The organism is Actinomadura sp. KC216, from assembly GCF_004348535.1.
Lineage (GTDB): Bacteria > Actinomycetota > Actinomycetes > Streptosporangiales > Streptosporangiaceae > Spirillospora.
The window spans coordinates 1-13,990 of record NZ_SMJX01000032.1 but is presented as its reverse complement, the minus strand read 5'-3'; the positions used below and the strand labels follow the sequence as shown (position 1 = coordinate 13,990).

Here is a 13,990-nt window from a genome sequence, read left to right as displayed (position 1 = left end):
GAAGATTCCCCACCATGCTGGTGGGGCCGCTGGCGGCCCGGGGCCGAACCGGTACCGCGAACAGCAGGCCGGTTCCGCCCGCGAGGGCTTCGCCATCGACTTCATCGGCCCGCATTTACTACGAAGGCCGCAACTCGCTCGACCTCGAACTTCGGGTCGGCGTCCCGTCAGCAATCAGTATGCATCCCCGTGACATCGAGAAGTGTCCGCGCGTCTGGGGCACAGGAGCGGTACCGACAGATCGTCCGATGGAAGTCGCCCGAAACCGGAGGAGATTTCCTCGCGCGCCTCTCCGCATATTGGGAACACGCCTTAGCCGATTCGGTCGCAGGTAGGCTTTTGGAGCTGACAGTGATCGTCTCTGCGGCGCCGTCGACCTTGATTTTCAAGGTGGCCGCCCCGTCGGTACGGAAGTTCTCTGAGGTCACTGATTTTCCGTCGGATGGGCGATCGTGCAGAATCCTTCCCGAGTTCCGAGATACCGGATCGATGCATGGCACAATCCGGCCTTCACCCGCCCTTGGCATCCGAACCGGCGCGGCCGACGATAGGCGCACACGCCCGTCCGCATTACCGCGGAGAAGAATTCGGAGAGGACCATGACCGCAAACCGCCTGATTCGCTCATTATCCGTCACCGCAACCGCCTTCGCCTTAATGGTGATCACTACGGCGCCGGCGCAGGCGGTACCGAATCTGCAAAGGATCAGCGCCACCACAGTCAGCGATTCGTCGACGACCAAGTCCGTCACGGCCGCCTGCCCGGCGGGCACCTCAGTGCTCGGCGGCGGCGGAGAGATCATCAACGGAGCCGGTGAGGTCGTGTTCACCGGCCTGCGGCCGACCTCGACGCTGAGCGGCTACCAGGTCGGCGCGCACGAGGACGAGACCGGCTACAGCGGCAACTGGAAGATCAGAGCCCACGCCGTCTGCGGCTCGGCACCTGCCGGGGCGGAGCACGTCGCCAGCACCGGACCAGGCTCGACGGGTGTGACCTACACCTCGGTCTTCTGCCCAAGCGGCAAGCACATCATCGGCATGGGCGGCCAGATCAACAACGGCCAGGGACAGGTGATGCTGCTCGGCAGCAACCCCTTCGACCCTGCCGAGGTCCTGACCCCGGCGGTGCCCGATGACACCGGCTACACCGGCACCTGGACCATCACCTCCGTCGCGGTCTGCGCGAATCCGATCCAGGGCCGCACCGTGGTCTTCGGATCGTCGGCCAACGACTCCACGACGCCCAAGTCGGCCACCGCCACCTGCCCGGCGGGCACCCGCGTGCACGCCGGCAGTTCCTCGATCGGAGGCTTTCCCGACACCAACTCGCTCATCCGCGAGCGGGTCGTCCCGAACACGGCGCTCACCAGCGTCACCGCGACCGGACGGGAAACCCCAGGCGCCGGCTCACCCGACCCCTGGAGCGTGACCGCCTACGCCATCTGTGCCCCCTGACACCCCCGTTCCCGACCTCTTGCGATCGGATCACTCAGCACCACCGTCAGCATCCCGGCCTAGCACCATGCGGCTGCAACATGCTCACGATTACCGCATGAATGGTCACACAGTGTAGTAAGTTGGCCGTCCGGACACGGCCGTGTCGCAGCTGAGGTTCACGATGCGGCCGTGCCGTGTCTTCCGCACGGGACGTGGCCGCCCTTGCGCCCAGGAAGACCGAATGGGCCCTCCCCAGGGCGCCCGCGCCGCCGGTGGTTCCGCGGCCATCCGCGAAATCGGTCACGGCATTCCCTTCCGCCATGAGATCGCTGGACGAAAGGACGACTCCGCTGATGCACGCGCCCCCCGACCCCGGCTACGACCCGTTCGCGAGAGGCATGGTCGACGACCCCTACGGCTTCTTCGCCCTCGCTCGCGAGACGGCGCCGGTGTTCTACTCCGAGCTGATCGGCCACTGGGTGGTGACCGGGCGCGACGACATCCTGTCGATCCTCATGGCGCCCGAGGTGTACTCCGCGAGCAACGCGATCCAGCCGATCACCGAGGTGGGTGAGGGGGCGCGGCGCGTCCTGGAGGAGGGCGGCTGGGGGCTGATCCCCGTCCTCGGCAACAACGACCGGCCGGACCACACCCGGTTTCGCCGGAGCGTCGGCAGAGTGTTCACCGCCCGCCGCGTGGCGGGACTCGAACCGTTCATCGCGGCGAACACCCACGCCGCCTTGGACGAACTGCGTCCCGGCGACGACCTCGTCGGCGCGTTCCTGGAGGACCTGCCGGCACGGGTGATCCTGCACCTGCTCGGCGTCCCGCAGGACGCCCTGGCGATGGTGCGGAAGGGGTCCGACAACCAGGTGCGCTTCATCTGGGGGCGCCTTACCGCGTCCGAGCAGGAGGAACTGGCCACCGCGATGGTGCGGTTCTGGACCTACCTGCGGGCCTTCGTCGACGACCGGCTGGCCGCGCCACGCGACGACCTGACCAGCGCGCTGCTCGCGGTCCGCGACGGCGACGACGGTGTCTTCACGCTGGACGAAGTCTGCAGCGTGCTGTTCGCGTTCCTGAATGCCGGGCACAAGACGACGTCCAGCCTGCTCACGAACGGGGTGCGGCGGCTGCTGGAGCACCCCGGGTCCTGGCGGGCGCTGCACGACGATCCGGAACTGATCGACGGCGCCGTGGAGGAGATCCTGCGGTTCGACAGCTCGGTCGTCGCCTGGCGGCGGCGCGCGCTGCGGGACGTGACGGTCGGCGGTATCGACATCTCGGCCGGCGCCCCGCTCCTGCTGCTGCTCGGCGCCGCCAACCACGACCCCGCGACGTTCGACGCCCCGGAAACGTTCGACATCCGCCGAAAGAACGCCTCCGACCATCTCAGCTTCGGCCACGGAATCCACTTCTGCCTTGGAGCGCCGCTGGCGCGGCTTGAGGCCCGAACTGTGTTGAAGATCCTCACCCAGCGCCTTCCCGATGCGCGCCTGGTCGATCCGCAGCGGTTCGAGTTCGTGCCGAACATAGCGTTCCGCGCGCCCCAGGGGCTCCTCATCGAATGGTGACCAAGGACTTTAGGAGGAGAGGGGAGCCGATGGGACCCCACTGCGCCGTCTGCTCGCGGCGGCCTTACGGCGTCTGACGGCCGGCGGCCTGGACCTTGCCGGCCACGCCGCGCGGAATTCGGGTGCTGTAGATGCCGCGGCCGAAGGTGGCGGCGATGAGGCGGCTGGACGACCCCTGGAATTCGATGTCCGTGATCGCGGCCAGCGGGAGGTCGCCGAGGCGGAACCAGAAGCGGCCGGACGGCGGCCCGGCGTAGACGCCGACATCGGTGGCGATCAGCAGCAGCCCGTGCGGGCCGATGACGATGTCGTTCACCGGTGCCCCGGGAAGGTCGCCGCTGATGTCGCGCCAGGTGTCGCCGCCGTCATCGGAGTACAGGACGTTCCCGCCGGTGCCGCTGGCCCGGTACCCGGAAAGGGTGGCGAACATCCGGCGGGCGTTCCGCGGATCGATCTCGACTCGGGTGACCCAGGGCTGGTCCTTCAGTTCCAGCGACCAGTGGGCGCCGTCGTCGCGGGTGAGGGAGATGCGGCCGTCGTCAGAGCCGACGACGACGGTGCCCGGGGCGGTCTTGCTGGCGGCCACGGTGGTGAGGGTGCCGAACGGGTACACCTCGTCGCGGCCGGGTCCGCCGGTGAGGTCGGGGCTGATCGGGGTGAAGTCGAGCCCGTTGGCGGACCGGTTGAGCCGGTCGCCGCCGAAGTAGACGACGCTCGGATCGGCCGGGTGCAGCTCGATCGGGCTGAACCAGTTGAAGCGGTCGGCCGCCGCGCCGCGCAACTCGGTGAGGGTGTCGCCGGCGTCGTCCGAGCGGAAGCAGGCGCCGAACTGGTAGCAGCTGTAGAGGATGTCGTGGTTGTGCGGGTGGATGACGTTGGCCTCCCCGTCGCCGCCGAGGAACTCGTTCCAGCGCGGGCCGTTCCAGGTGCGCACCGAGCCGTTGTCCTGGGTGCCGCCCGCCATCCGGGTGACGTCCTGCGCGCTGGCGGTCACGCTGTAGAACTGGGTGTACGGCTCGTTGGCCGCCTTGGTCCAGGTCTGCGTGGCGCCATTGGCGTCGGAACGGTAGACGCCGCCGTCGTTGCCCTCGTACACCCGTCCGGGCACCTTCGCGTCCCAGACCATCGCGTGGTGGTCGACGTGCATGCCCTGGTTGACCTTCCACGTCCGGCCGGCGTCGGCCGACTCGCGCAGGTTGGCCGAGGGCATGTAGAGGTGGTCGCGGTCCGCGGGGTCCACCCAGAGGTGGCCGGTCCACCAGAAGGGGACGTCGCTGGCCGGCAGCGTGCCGGTCCTGAACGAGTCGCCGCCGTCGTCGGAGACATAGAACCCCTTCACGTCGCCGAACTGGCTGAACGTGGAGGTCAGCACGTACACCCGGTCCGGATCGCCGGGCGCCACGCCGAGGCCGATGCGCCCGAGCCGCGGGTCGGACCGGAGCCCGATGTCGTCGCCGGGCGTCGGCGTGACGATGTTCTCCAGCCGCCGCCAGGTGCTCCCGCCGTCGTCGGAGCGGAACAGCCCGGAGCCGACGCCGCCGTAGCGCCGCAGGTCGGGCTCCCTCCGGCGGTCCCACATCGACGCCCACACGCGCCGCGGATTCCCCGGGTCGATCACCACGCTGTTGGCGCCGGTGGTGTCGTTGGCCCCGGCCAGCACCAGCGTCCAGGTACGGCCGCCGTCCTCCGAGCGGTAGACGCCGCGCTCGCCGCCCGGCCGGAACAGCGACCCGGTCGCGGCCACGAAGATCCGCCGCGGGTTCTCCGGGTCGACGGCGATCAGCGAGATGGTGGCGGAGTTCCGCAGGCCGAGCCGCGTCCACGAGCGCCCGCCGTCGGTCGACTTGTAGACGCCGTCGCCCTCGTAGGTGATGGAGCCGCCGCCGGGATTGGCCTCGCCGGTCCCGGCGTAGATCGCCCCGTCGGGGCCGGCCGCCATCGCGCCGATGGCCTGCGGGTTGCGCCGCGGCCACACGGAGGTCAAGGTGGCGGCCCGGTCGGTGCTCTTCCAGACTCCGCCACTGGCTGCGCCGACGTAGACGGTGTCCCGCCGGTTGGGATCGACGGCGATCCCGGTGACCCGGCCGCCGATGTTGGCGGGCCCCTCGGAGCGCCAGTCGACCGGCAGCCGCGGCCCCTTCGCGGCCGCTTCCGAAGCCTTGACCAGGGCGCGCTCCGGCAGCCCGAGACCGCCGGAGGTGTCCTGCCGGGCCTTGTACTCTCCCGGCGCCATCGGCCCCCGCGGCCGTGGCGGTGCGGCCGGCGCCGCGGTGTTCGCGTCGGCCGGCACGGCGGCGAGGGCGGCCACCGGAGCCAGGATCACGGTGAGTGCCAGGACGCGGGTCGCACGCCTTGGCCGGAGTGGAGAGCGCAGCATCCCGTACCTCCGGGGGATCGGCATTGATCATTTCCGCCCCCTCTCGTATCCCAGGCCGCGAACCGAGTAAATAGCGCAGGGTGCCCGGCCTAAGCCGGTCACTCGCGGGTGAGTGCCTTCCTCGCCGCCTTTCGTCCCATGACCTCGCCATTCGAGACGACGCCCGCGCGCGTGGCGGCACGGCCATGCCCATATCCGCCATTCCGGTTTCCGGGTTCGCGTAGTGCTCATGGAGCCGTCCGGCTGGCACGGCATGTGCGTGTGCTTTGAACCGATTCTCGGCGCGGTACGTGGGTGGTGTGACGGCGTCGTCGACGTGCGTCGGCTCGATGAACACATGGGAGGTTGCATCATGCGACGACTCATTCGTGGCCGGGTGGCGATCGTTGCGGCCCTCGGCCTGCTCACCCTCGCGGCCGTGGTCGCGCCCTTATCGGCCGGACCGGCTGACGCGGCATCTGATCCGAGCCGGGCGGCCGCGCGGCGGAGCGCCGCGTCCCCCGGCGGGCGCACCGTCTACGTGACGAACAGTGCGAACGTCGGCGGCGCCGCCAATGTCACCCGCTTCTCGATCGGCGGCACCGGCGCCCTGACGCCGGTCGACGCGGTGGCGCTGGGCGACCGCGGCGGGGCGCGCAGTATGGTCTTCACCCCCGACCTGCGGTTCGCTTACCTGGCGAACACCCTGGTCAGCCGGTTGGTGAGGTTCCGGATCGGGCCCGATGGCGCGCTCGAACGCCTCGGCGAGGTCGAGACCCCGGGACCGTTCGCGATGGCGATCGCCCCGGACGGAAAGACGATCTACGTGAGCAACTCGGGCACCCGCATGCTGTCGCCGTTCACGGTGGGGGCAGGGGGCGAACTCGTTCCGCTGCGCCCGGTGGACACCGGGGCGGAGGCCGCCAAGGGGGTCGCCGTGACCCCCGACGGCCGGTTCGTGTACGTCAGCCACGGCTCGCCAAGCGACACCACGCCGACCGTGATGACCGGCTTCGCCCTGCGATCGGACGGCTCCGTGGGGCGCGAGGTCGCGCGGAAGGAGATCGGGATCTCCGGCGCGGAGACCGTCATCACCCCGGACGGCCGTTTCGTGTACGTCGTGAACCAGGGCTCGAACGACGTGCACGGGTTCCGCATCGGCTCCGGTGGCACGCTGACTCGCGTGCCGCGCTCACCCGTCGATGGCGGTGACTTCCCGGAGGGCGCCGCGATAAGCCCGGACGGACGCGGACTGTACGTCGCCGCGGTCGGCGTTGAGGGCAACGACCCGGATGCGCGCGCGGGCCAGGTGCTGGGATTCACGATCGGCGACGACGGGAGGCTTACCGAAAAGCACCGGCGCGTCACGATGGCCAGTCCGATCGGCGTCGGGTTCTCGGTGGACGGGCGCCACCTGTATGTCAGCGATTACACCGAGAGCATCGTCAACGCGTTCGCGGTGGCGCCGGACGGCACTCTCGACCTCATCCAGACGGCTGCCTCGAATGGCCCGCGCCCCGCGTTCCATTCGGTCAACGTGCTGCCCTTGCGCAGGGCTGCGTCCCGCGCAATAGGCGAACAGAGCACGCCATAGATACTGGCCCCTGGACGTCCTCCCGCCGGGTCTTCGCCGAGATCATCTGGGCCTTGCTGGATACGAAGGATCCGCCGACCCGCCGACGGCTCGCCAGGCACACCGCCGCCTAGGCTTCGGCGGACTCCACACCGCCCAGCCAGTCCGACGCCGGCGGGAGGCGCGACCCAGTAGGGCCGGACAGACGGCACACTCAACACTTCAAACTGCGCAGAGGACTGTTCTAATAGCACGTTCGTGTCTATGTTTCTTCGGTATCGGGGCCTCACGACCTTTCCAGAACCAGACAACGCCCCCCGCACGCTCCCCGAACCTGGAGGCCCGCAGTGGCGCTCTCCTTCCTCGACCAGCGGCACACCGTCGCGAAACCGGGCTACAACCGCTGGCTGATCCCTCCAGCGGCGCTGGCCGTCCACCTCTGCATCGGCCAGGCGTATGCCACCAGCGTCTACAAGACCGCCCTCGTCGAGCACTTCGACGTCAGCCTCACCGCGATCGGCGTGATCTTCTCCATCGCGATCGTCATGCTCGGCGCCTCCGCGGCGGTCATGGGCACCTGGGTCGACCGGGTCGGGCCACGGCGCGCGATGTTCACCGCGGCCTGCTTCTGGGCGTCCGGGTTCCTCGTCGCCGCGCTGGGCATCGCCGCCGGGCAGCTCTGGCTGGTCTACCTCGGCTACGGGTTCATCGGCGGCATCGGCCTGGGCATCGGCTACATCTCGCCGGTCTCGACGCTGATCAAATGGTTCCCGGACCGGCCAGGTCTCGCGACGGGCATGGCCATCATGGGATTCGGCGGTGGCGCGCTGGTCGCCTCGCCGCTGTCCCGCCGGCTGCTGTCCCTGTACGACCCGGGTGGCTCCCCTCCGTCCGGCGCGGCCGTCGCCCTCCTCTTCGTCACGCTGGGCGTCGCCTACTTCCTGGTGATGATGCTCGGCGTGTTCAACGTCCGGGTCCCCGCCCCGGGATGGCGTCCGGCGGGCTTCGACCCGGTGTCGGAACGCTCCAGGACGATGGTCACGGCGCACAGCGTCTCGGCGGCTTCGGCCATCAGGACACCGCAGTTCTGGCTGCTCTGGACGGTGCTGTTCTGCAACGTCACCGCGGGCATCGGCATCCTCGAGCAGGCCGGGCCGATGATCAGCGACTTCTTCCGCTCCGGTGCCTCGACCTCGGTGTCGGCGACCGAGGCGGCCGGGTTCGTCGGGCTGCTGTCGATGTTCAACATGGCCGGCAGGTTCGTCTGGTCATCGACCTCGGACTACATCGGCCGCAAACCCACGTACGTGGGCTACCTCGGCGTCGGGATGGCGGCCTACGTCCTGCTGGCGCTGTTCGGCGACGCTTCCACCGCGTTCTTCATCGCGCTCGCGGCTTTGATCATCTCCTTCTACGGGGGCGGATTCGCGACCGTCCCGGCCTACCTCCGGGACCTGTTCGGCACCTACCAGGTGGGTGCCATCCACGGCCGTCTGCTGACCGCGTGGTCGGCGGCGGGCATCGCCGGACCGCTGATCGTGAACCGTTTCCTCGACGCTCGCGGAGAGCCGGGCGCCCTGGTGGCCGCCGACTACCGACCCGCCCTCTTCACCATGGTCGGAGTTCTCGCGATCGGTTTCGCCGCCAACCTGTTCATCCGGCCGGTGGCCGAACGTCACCGCACTTCCGCGGCGGAGCCCCCGGTCTCCGACCCGAGCCCCGCCACCTGACGACCGCTCCGGCCCGACACCGAAGGAAGAGCGCACCATGTCAGCAACCGAGGACCGCAGCCCGGACGACGGCCGGATCGGGAGCGGCGCCGCGGATCTGCCGCGGCTCGTCATCTCGTGGTCCATCGTCGGCATCCCGCTGATCTACGGCGTCGTCGAGACCATCCGGGCGATCCTGCCCCTGTTCGGTCAGTGAGCTCACATCATCCGACAACGGAGCCCCGCTCGGACGTGCCGGGCAATTGATCGTCCTCGGCGACCCGGCCAGCGATCGCGCCCAACGGCGGCGCCCCGGCCTCTTTGAAGGGGCCGGTGGAGGTCCTCGGTTCAGGCAGCCATACGTGGACCTTCCGGACTCGAGCGGACGAGGCCTGGCCCAAGCCTTTCAAACACCCATATAGGCGCAGCCACTGCTGTCGGCTCCGCTGCTGGCGTGTTGCTCCGGGGACTGATGGCCAGCCCACGGCAAGGGGCGTAGCCAGCCTTGATGTGGGGTTCAGGGGGCATGACCGTCCGGTCGGGAACGGCGAGCGAACCTGGTGTTTGGATCAATCCAAAACAGCCGGAAATACTCTAGAATCTTGGGATCCACACTGGTGGGGCGGGGTGCGCCGTCAGGGACTTGAACCCCGAACCCGCGGATTAAGAGTCCGCTGCTCTGCCAATTGAGCTAACGGCGCCTGTCGGCGGGCCTCCGGCCCTTGCGACAGGAAGAACAGTATCAGGAGCTGCGGACCTGTGCGAATCGGTTAGTCCCGGGCGGGGAGGACGCTGACCATGCCGCGCCAGAGGGCGATGGCGGTCGCGCGGGAGCTGACGCCGAGCTTGGAGTAGATGCGGTTGACGTGGTTCTTGACCGTCTTCTCGCTGAGGAAGAGCTGGCGTGCGATCTCCCCGTTGGAGCGTCCGGTGGCGATGAGGTCCATGACCTCGGACTCGCGGGCGGACAGGCCGAGGGACGTGCGGGAGGCGTCGCGGACGCTGCGGATGAGGTCGGGGACGGTGAAGGACCCGGGGACCAGGTGGCCGCAGGCGCCGGCGCGGAGGGCGTCCTGGACGGCGGGGTCGTCCACGCCGGCGAGGACGAACACGCGGGACGTGTGGCTGAGGGGGCTGGCGTGCCCGGCGGCGGCGGCGTCCAGGAGGACGATGTCGGGGCGCAGGCGTTCGGCCAGGGAGAGGGCCGCGGCGGGGTCCGGGGTCTCGGCGACGACGCTGAGCTCGTCGCTGGCGTCGAGCATGGTGGTCACGTCGGCCCGGACCCGGGGGTCTCCGTCCACTACGAGGACGCGCAGCGGGGCCGTCTCATCGACACTCATCCGATGCCCTTGCGGTGTCGTTGGCATGTATAGGGTCGGAGCATAACGGGCCGATCATCCTGAGTCGACGCGTCGCCGACGACGAAGCCGGGGAGGGTGCTTCGCAACCGTGTCCACCGTGAGAGGCTGTGCGGCATGTCCGTAGCCGATCAGTTCACCCGCCAGACCGGTCTGACCGGCATCGGCTACCAGGGGCATGATCTTGCGTCCTTCCTGGATCAGCTCTCCACGGAAGGCGTGTCGTTGCTGGTGGACGTTCGGCTCAACCCGATCTCACGCAAGCGCGGATTCAGCAAGCGGGCCCTGTCGGAGTCGCTGGAGTCGGTGGGGATCGCCTACGAGCATGCTCGGCCGCTCGGCAACCCGAGAGAGAACCGTGCGGGCTTCGGAGGTCCGCCCGGCGAGGTCCAGGAGGCCAGGCGGCGCTTCGCTGAAGAGCTGGCCGCACCGGCCGCTCGCGAATGGCTCACGACCATCGCCGGCTGGGCCACCGAGCGCAGGGTCGCGCTGCTCTGCTTCGAGGCCGATCAGGAGCGGTGCCACCGCGACGTGATCGCCGCTGAGGTTCACCGCTTGGGATAGAAGACGCCCAGGATCATGAACACATTCTGGTGCTTCTTCTGGTTGCCCACGTAGAACACGGTGTCGTAGGCGGGGCCGCACATCTGATCGAAGAAGTTGCGTCTTAGCGTTGCCGTCAGGGCGACGTCGTCCAGATGCGAGAACCGGCGCTGTAGCGCCACCCATTCCCAGTCGTAGATACCTTGGCGGTGGCCCTTGCAGTTCGGAGATTGACACAGGTACCGGTACCAGCCCTTGAACCTCGGGGCTTCGAGGGCCGTGCGGAGCCCGGTGCTGAGCAGGTCCTCCTGCCGCACGTAGCGGTCTATCTTCGCCTGCTCGGACGGATCCCATCCGCCATGCGGCCGGATCTCAAGGTCCTTGACCAGGCGTGGTCTGATGGCGGCCAGCGAACGCGCGGGCGGATGGTCTCGTACGGCGGTGAGGACTTCGCACATCGACGCTTGGACGTGGTCGATGATGAACGGCTTACGCCTGGACCAGCCGACCAGCTTCTTTTCGGACCGGACTGTGTCGAGCACCGGCCGGTAGCTCTCCGGCCGGGGATCCGCGACCGCAGGCCGCGCCTCTAGGGACACGATGTCGTACTTGTGGAACTTGCGGGGGTTGTCGAGCTCTCGGAAGTTGATCGGATAGAGCCGGATCCACCGGTGCGGTATCTGGTCGATCCGTATGCCCGCGACGCACACGGTTTCGCCGTACGTCTCCGAGGGGTTGGGGGCCGCCTTGACGGTGATCAGTACCCGCATGCGTTCGGTCCGGGTACCGGGGGTCTTGGTCAGCGGCTCGTTCGGGTCGGGTTCAAACAGCGACGGCTGGTCCGGTGTGCCCACCGTTGGACGCCTCTCCCTCGGGGGCTCCCTACTCCGAGGGTGCGACTCAGGGGAGTCTGCGGCTAGATCGCTGGCCGCATCTGGCAGTAGCCGACCGGCCACACAATGGGCGCTCAGCAACGACGCTTCCACCTCGACCCGTCGCGAGGTGGCGAATGGGTGGTTGTGTTGGGCGCGGCTGGGGGGACGTGTCTTACTCGGGTGTTGTCACGCTGTCCAGCCACAGGCGTCGGCTGAAGCCGCCTCGTTCGGCCCGCTTACGGCGCGCGGCCTCTTGCACCTGGTCGTCGGAGAACCCCAGTGCCTCAGCGAGGGCCCCTAGCACCTCCTGGAGGTCGGCCAGTTCTCCTAGCCGCTCCTCGGGCGCCGCCAGACGCAGCTCTTCGCCCTCTTCGGTCAGCTTCGCCATCAGCGCGGGGATATGCCAAGGGGGGCCGGGCACCGCACGAATCCTGGATGCCTTGGCTTGAGCAGCGCAACAACGACCTCATCGAGTCACGTCATCCGCTGCGCGAGGCCCTCATGGCCCAGACCGGCGAAACCGTGGCTGCCCGGCATAGGACGCTCAAACTCGCCTATCAAATGGCGACGGAACTGCTGCCGGCTGTGTGGACCCCACCCCTAGGAGCCCGCACACCATTGTGATCCGTCGTTCCAACCAGAGGGAGCGGGTGCTCCGGCACGCGGCTGACGCCTGGTATCCGAATGCGTGGCCGAGGCCGGAAGCCTGTCCCTCTCTGGCCACCGCCTCAATTGGCGGGACACGGGCGCTCTGCCAGCGAGATCACTCCCAGGCGCGGGGGCCTGGTCCGGATCATGAGGAAGCCCTCGTCATCCCTGCGGCGACTAGGGCCTTCGCTTGGTGGGTGAACACTGCGTTTGTTCCGTGCAGTGTCAGCCGGAATGGAACAACTGGGCGAGTTCGAGCTAGACCAGGATCAGCCCTACTACCTGACCGGCGCCCCCGAAACCGGCGACGGGCCCGTGCGTAGCACGGGCGGACTGCCGCCAGGGGGCGGAATCTTCCAGCGGGTCTCTGCGCCGCTGGCGACGCGCGAGCGCATGACGGAAAGCCTTCGGCAAGCGACTGAGCTGGCTCAGGCCAAGATGGGCAGCTCGCGTGCGAGTTGTCTGGCTGCTGATCTGATCTCCGTGAGCTGGGCGTGGAACGCGTTGTGCTTGTTCTGGTCCAGGTTGAGTGGAAGGTCAAGCTGGGTGATGAGCTGGGTCTCCAGGAGCCAGGGCTCCGGGTGGGGCGTCCAGCACACGAAAGCGTGCTCGGCCATCCAATCCGTGAGCTGTTGCTCGCCGAGCTTGCCGAACGTCATGCGCTTGCCGCTGCCCACGCGTCGGAGCTCGAGGCCGAGCAGGCAACCGAGCGTGCGCCGGAGGGTGGATCCCTCCGCGTTGCCGCGGTAGTGGTAGCGGACCCGTGTGCGCAGGTTCTGCCGGCTACGCCGCGAGGTCATCCTGCGCGGCGCGATTCCCACGTACAGCAGCTGTTGGGCCGGCAAGGATGCGAACGGCGAGACGCTGAAGTGCCATCCGTAGACGCCTGGAGCGGACGGGATCGGGCTGGGCTTGGTGAGAATCTCCGCAGCCGTCCAGAGCCTGTCTGGGGCGGCGAGCAGGGGGGCGAGCGGTTCTTCAGGGGGCGTCACAGCAAGATCACTCCCAGCGGGCTCCCAAAATCGGACACCGAAGATCACGGGCTCTGAGACGAGACAGAGCCCGGCCACCCTTGGTGACCAGGCCCTTCGCTTGGGGTGAGTGAGGGGACTTGAACCCCCGACATCTTGGACCACAACCAAGTGCTCTGCCAGCTGAGCTACACCCACCGTGGCCGGGATCGTTGTCCGGCTCCCATTAGTGTAGCGGCTCCGGGCGGGTGGGTCAGCCGGAGGCGACCCTGGCGGCGACTGCGCGGGCGGTTTCGGAGTCTGGGCCCGGCTGGGGGACGAAGACGGCGGCGCGGTAGTAGCGCAGTTCCTGGATGCTCTCGGTGATGTCGGCCAGGGCCCGGTGGCCGCCCTTCTTCTCGGGGCTGGCGAAGTAGACGCGGGGGTACCAGCGGCGGGCGAGTTCCTTGATGGAGGACACGTCCACCATGCGGTAGTGGAGGTGGGCGTCTAGGGCAGGCATGTCGCGGGCGAGGAACGAGCGGTCGGTGGCGATGGAGTTGCCGCATAGGGGCGCCCGGTTGGCCTCCTTGACGTGGGACCGGACGTACTTCAGGACGGTGTCTTCCGCCTCGGCGAGGGTGACGCCGGACGGCAGCGCTTCGAGCAGGCCGGACGTGGTGTGCATATCCCGGACGACCTGCGTCATCTGGGCGAGCGACTCCGGCGGGGGCTTGATCACCACGTCGACGCCCTCGTCGAGGATGTTGAGTTCGCTGTCGGTGACCAGTGCGGCAATCTCGATGAGCGCGTCGTCGCGCAGGTCGAGGCCCGTCATCTCGCAATCCACCCACACAAGACGCTCCACGCCTATACCCTCCTTGACCTGCCAAAACACCCGAGCGGAGAGTGTGACATGTCCAGATTTGACCAGCGACGACGGACTCGATTGTGACAGGACTGTGACA

Annotated in this window: 12 protein-coding genes and 2 tRNA genes; 6 read left to right on the top strand and 8 right to left on the bottom strand. The window is 68.5% G+C overall.

Annotated elements, in window-relative coordinates:
• Nucleotides 1-599 precede the first annotated feature (599 nt).
• Nucleotides 600-1,454, top strand: a complete 855-nt coding sequence (locus E1264_RS08320) for a hypothetical protein (RefSeq protein ID WP_132171281.1) — start codon at nucleotides 600-602, stop codon at nucleotides 1,452-1,454.
• A 302-nt stretch (nucleotides 1,455-1,756) separates the two neighbouring features.
• The gene (locus E1264_RS08315) at nucleotides 1,757-3,010 is read left to right on the top strand and encodes a cytochrome P450 (RefSeq protein ID WP_132171279.1); all 1,254 of its coding nucleotides are present in this window, start codon (nucleotides 1,757-1,759) and stop codon (nucleotides 3,008-3,010) included.
• A gap of 64 nt (nucleotides 3,011-3,074) precedes the next feature.
• Here E1264_RS08315 and E1264_RS43220 read toward each other — a convergent pair whose 3' ends face one another.
• On the bottom strand, nucleotides 3,075-5,387 hold the full coding sequence (locus E1264_RS43220; protein WP_165964069.1) for a glycosyl hydrolase: 2,313 nt from the start codon (nucleotides 5,385-5,387) through the stop codon (nucleotides 3,075-3,077).
• A gap of 229 nt (nucleotides 5,388-5,616) precedes the next feature.
• Between E1264_RS43220 and E1264_RS08305 the strand changes: the two genes are divergently transcribed.
• The 3 genes from E1264_RS08305 (at nucleotide 5,617) to E1264_RS43215 (ending at nucleotide 8,865) form a co-directional block, all read left to right on the top strand.
• Nucleotides 5,617-6,960 (top strand): beta-propeller fold lactonase family protein, encoded by a 1,344-nt coding sequence (locus tag E1264_RS08305; RefSeq protein WP_132171277.1) that lies wholly within the window; start codon nucleotides 5,617-5,619, stop codon nucleotides 6,958-6,960.
• A gap of 326 nt (nucleotides 6,961-7,286) precedes the next feature.
• Entirely contained in the window at nucleotides 7,287-8,669 is a 1,383-nt protein-coding gene (locus tag E1264_RS08300) for an OFA family MFS transporter (RefSeq protein WP_132171275.1), read from the top strand.
• Between the two features lie 37 nt (nucleotides 8,670-8,706).
• Nucleotides 8,707-8,865 (top strand): hypothetical protein, encoded by a 159-nt coding sequence (locus E1264_RS43215; protein WP_165964068.1) that lies wholly within the window; start codon nucleotides 8,707-8,709, stop codon nucleotides 8,863-8,865.
• Between the two features lie 411 nt (nucleotides 8,866-9,276).
• Here the strand turns inward: E1264_RS43215 and E1264_RS08295 are convergent.
• Nucleotides 9,277-9,349 (bottom strand) — tRNA-Lys (locus E1264_RS08295).
• A 69-nt stretch (nucleotides 9,350-9,418) separates the two neighbouring features.
• Nucleotides 9,419-9,988 carry a response regulator transcription factor gene (locus E1264_RS08290; RefSeq protein ID WP_132171273.1) on the bottom strand — a complete coding sequence of 190 codons (570 nt, stop codon included), beginning with the start codon at nucleotides 9,986-9,988 and terminating at the stop codon, nucleotides 9,419-9,421.
• Nucleotides 9,989-10,123: 135 nt separating this feature from the next.
• Here E1264_RS08290 and E1264_RS08285 point away from each other — a divergent pair, with 135 nt between their 5' ends.
• A complete protein-coding gene (locus tag E1264_RS08285) occupies nucleotides 10,124-10,570 on the top strand; it encodes a DUF488 domain-containing protein (RefSeq protein WP_132171271.1) in 447 nt (148 codons plus the stop codon).
• Here the strand turns inward: E1264_RS08285 and E1264_RS08280 are convergent.
• The 5 genes from E1264_RS08280 to orn form a co-directional block, all read right to left on the bottom strand.
• The gene (locus E1264_RS08280; RefSeq protein WP_132171269.1) at nucleotides 10,555-11,403 is read right to left on the bottom strand and encodes a hypothetical protein; all 849 of its coding nucleotides are present in this window, start codon (nucleotides 11,401-11,403) and stop codon (nucleotides 10,555-10,557) included. The two genes, E1264_RS08285 and E1264_RS08280, sit on opposite strands and share 16 nt — an antisense overlap.
• Nucleotides 11,404-11,596: 193 nt before the next feature.
• Nucleotides 11,597-11,812 carry a hypothetical protein gene (locus E1264_RS08275; RefSeq protein WP_132171268.1) on the bottom strand — a complete coding sequence of 72 codons (216 nt, stop codon included), beginning with the start codon at nucleotides 11,810-11,812 and terminating at the stop codon, nucleotides 11,597-11,599.
• 688 nt (nucleotides 11,813-12,500) lie between these two features.
• The gene (locus tag E1264_RS08270) at nucleotides 12,501-13,064 is read right to left on the bottom strand and encodes a GIY-YIG nuclease family protein (protein WP_207935790.1); all 564 of its coding nucleotides are present in this window, start codon (nucleotides 13,062-13,064) and stop codon (nucleotides 12,501-12,503) included.
• A 101-nt stretch (nucleotides 13,065-13,165) separates the two neighbouring features.
• Nucleotides 13,166-13,241 (bottom strand) — tRNA-His (locus E1264_RS08265).
• A 55-nt stretch (nucleotides 13,242-13,296) separates the two neighbouring features.
• On the bottom strand, nucleotides 13,297-13,896 hold the full coding sequence (gene orn / locus E1264_RS08260; RefSeq protein WP_165964073.1) for an oligoribonuclease: 600 nt from the start codon (nucleotides 13,894-13,896) through the stop codon (nucleotides 13,297-13,299).
• Between the last annotated feature and the right edge of the window lie 94 nt (nucleotides 13,897-13,990).

Bases quoted from the DNA above. Each gene is read 5' to 3' on its own strand.
- E1264_RS08320 (WP_132171281.1), top strand. From the start codon at position 600: ATGACCGCAAACCGCCTGATTCGCTCATTATCCGTCACCGCAACCGCC.
- E1264_RS08315 (WP_132171279.1), top strand. From the start codon at position 1,757: ATGAGATCGCTGGACGAAAGGACGACTCCGCTGATGCACGCGCCCCCC.
- E1264_RS43220 (WP_165964069.1), bottom strand. From the start codon at position 5,387: ATGCTGCGCTCTCCACTCCGGCCAAGGCGTGCGACCCGCGTCCTGGCA.
- E1264_RS08305 (WP_132171277.1), top strand. From the start codon at position 5,617: ATGGAGCCGTCCGGCTGGCACGGCATGTGCGTGTGCTTTGAACCGATT.
- E1264_RS43215 (WP_165964068.1), top strand. From the start codon at position 8,707: ATGTCAGCAACCGAGGACCGCAGCCCGGACGACGGCCGGATCGGGAGC.
- E1264_RS08290 (WP_132171273.1), bottom strand. From the start codon at position 9,988: ATGAGTGTCGATGAGACGGCCCCGCTGCGCGTCCTCGTAGTGGACGGA.
- E1264_RS08285 (WP_132171271.1), top strand. From the start codon at position 10,124: ATGTCCGTAGCCGATCAGTTCACCCGCCAGACCGGTCTGACCGGCATC.
- E1264_RS08275 (WP_132171268.1), bottom strand. From the start codon at position 11,812: ATGGCGAAGCTGACCGAAGAGGGCGAAGAGCTGCGTCTGGCGGCGCCC.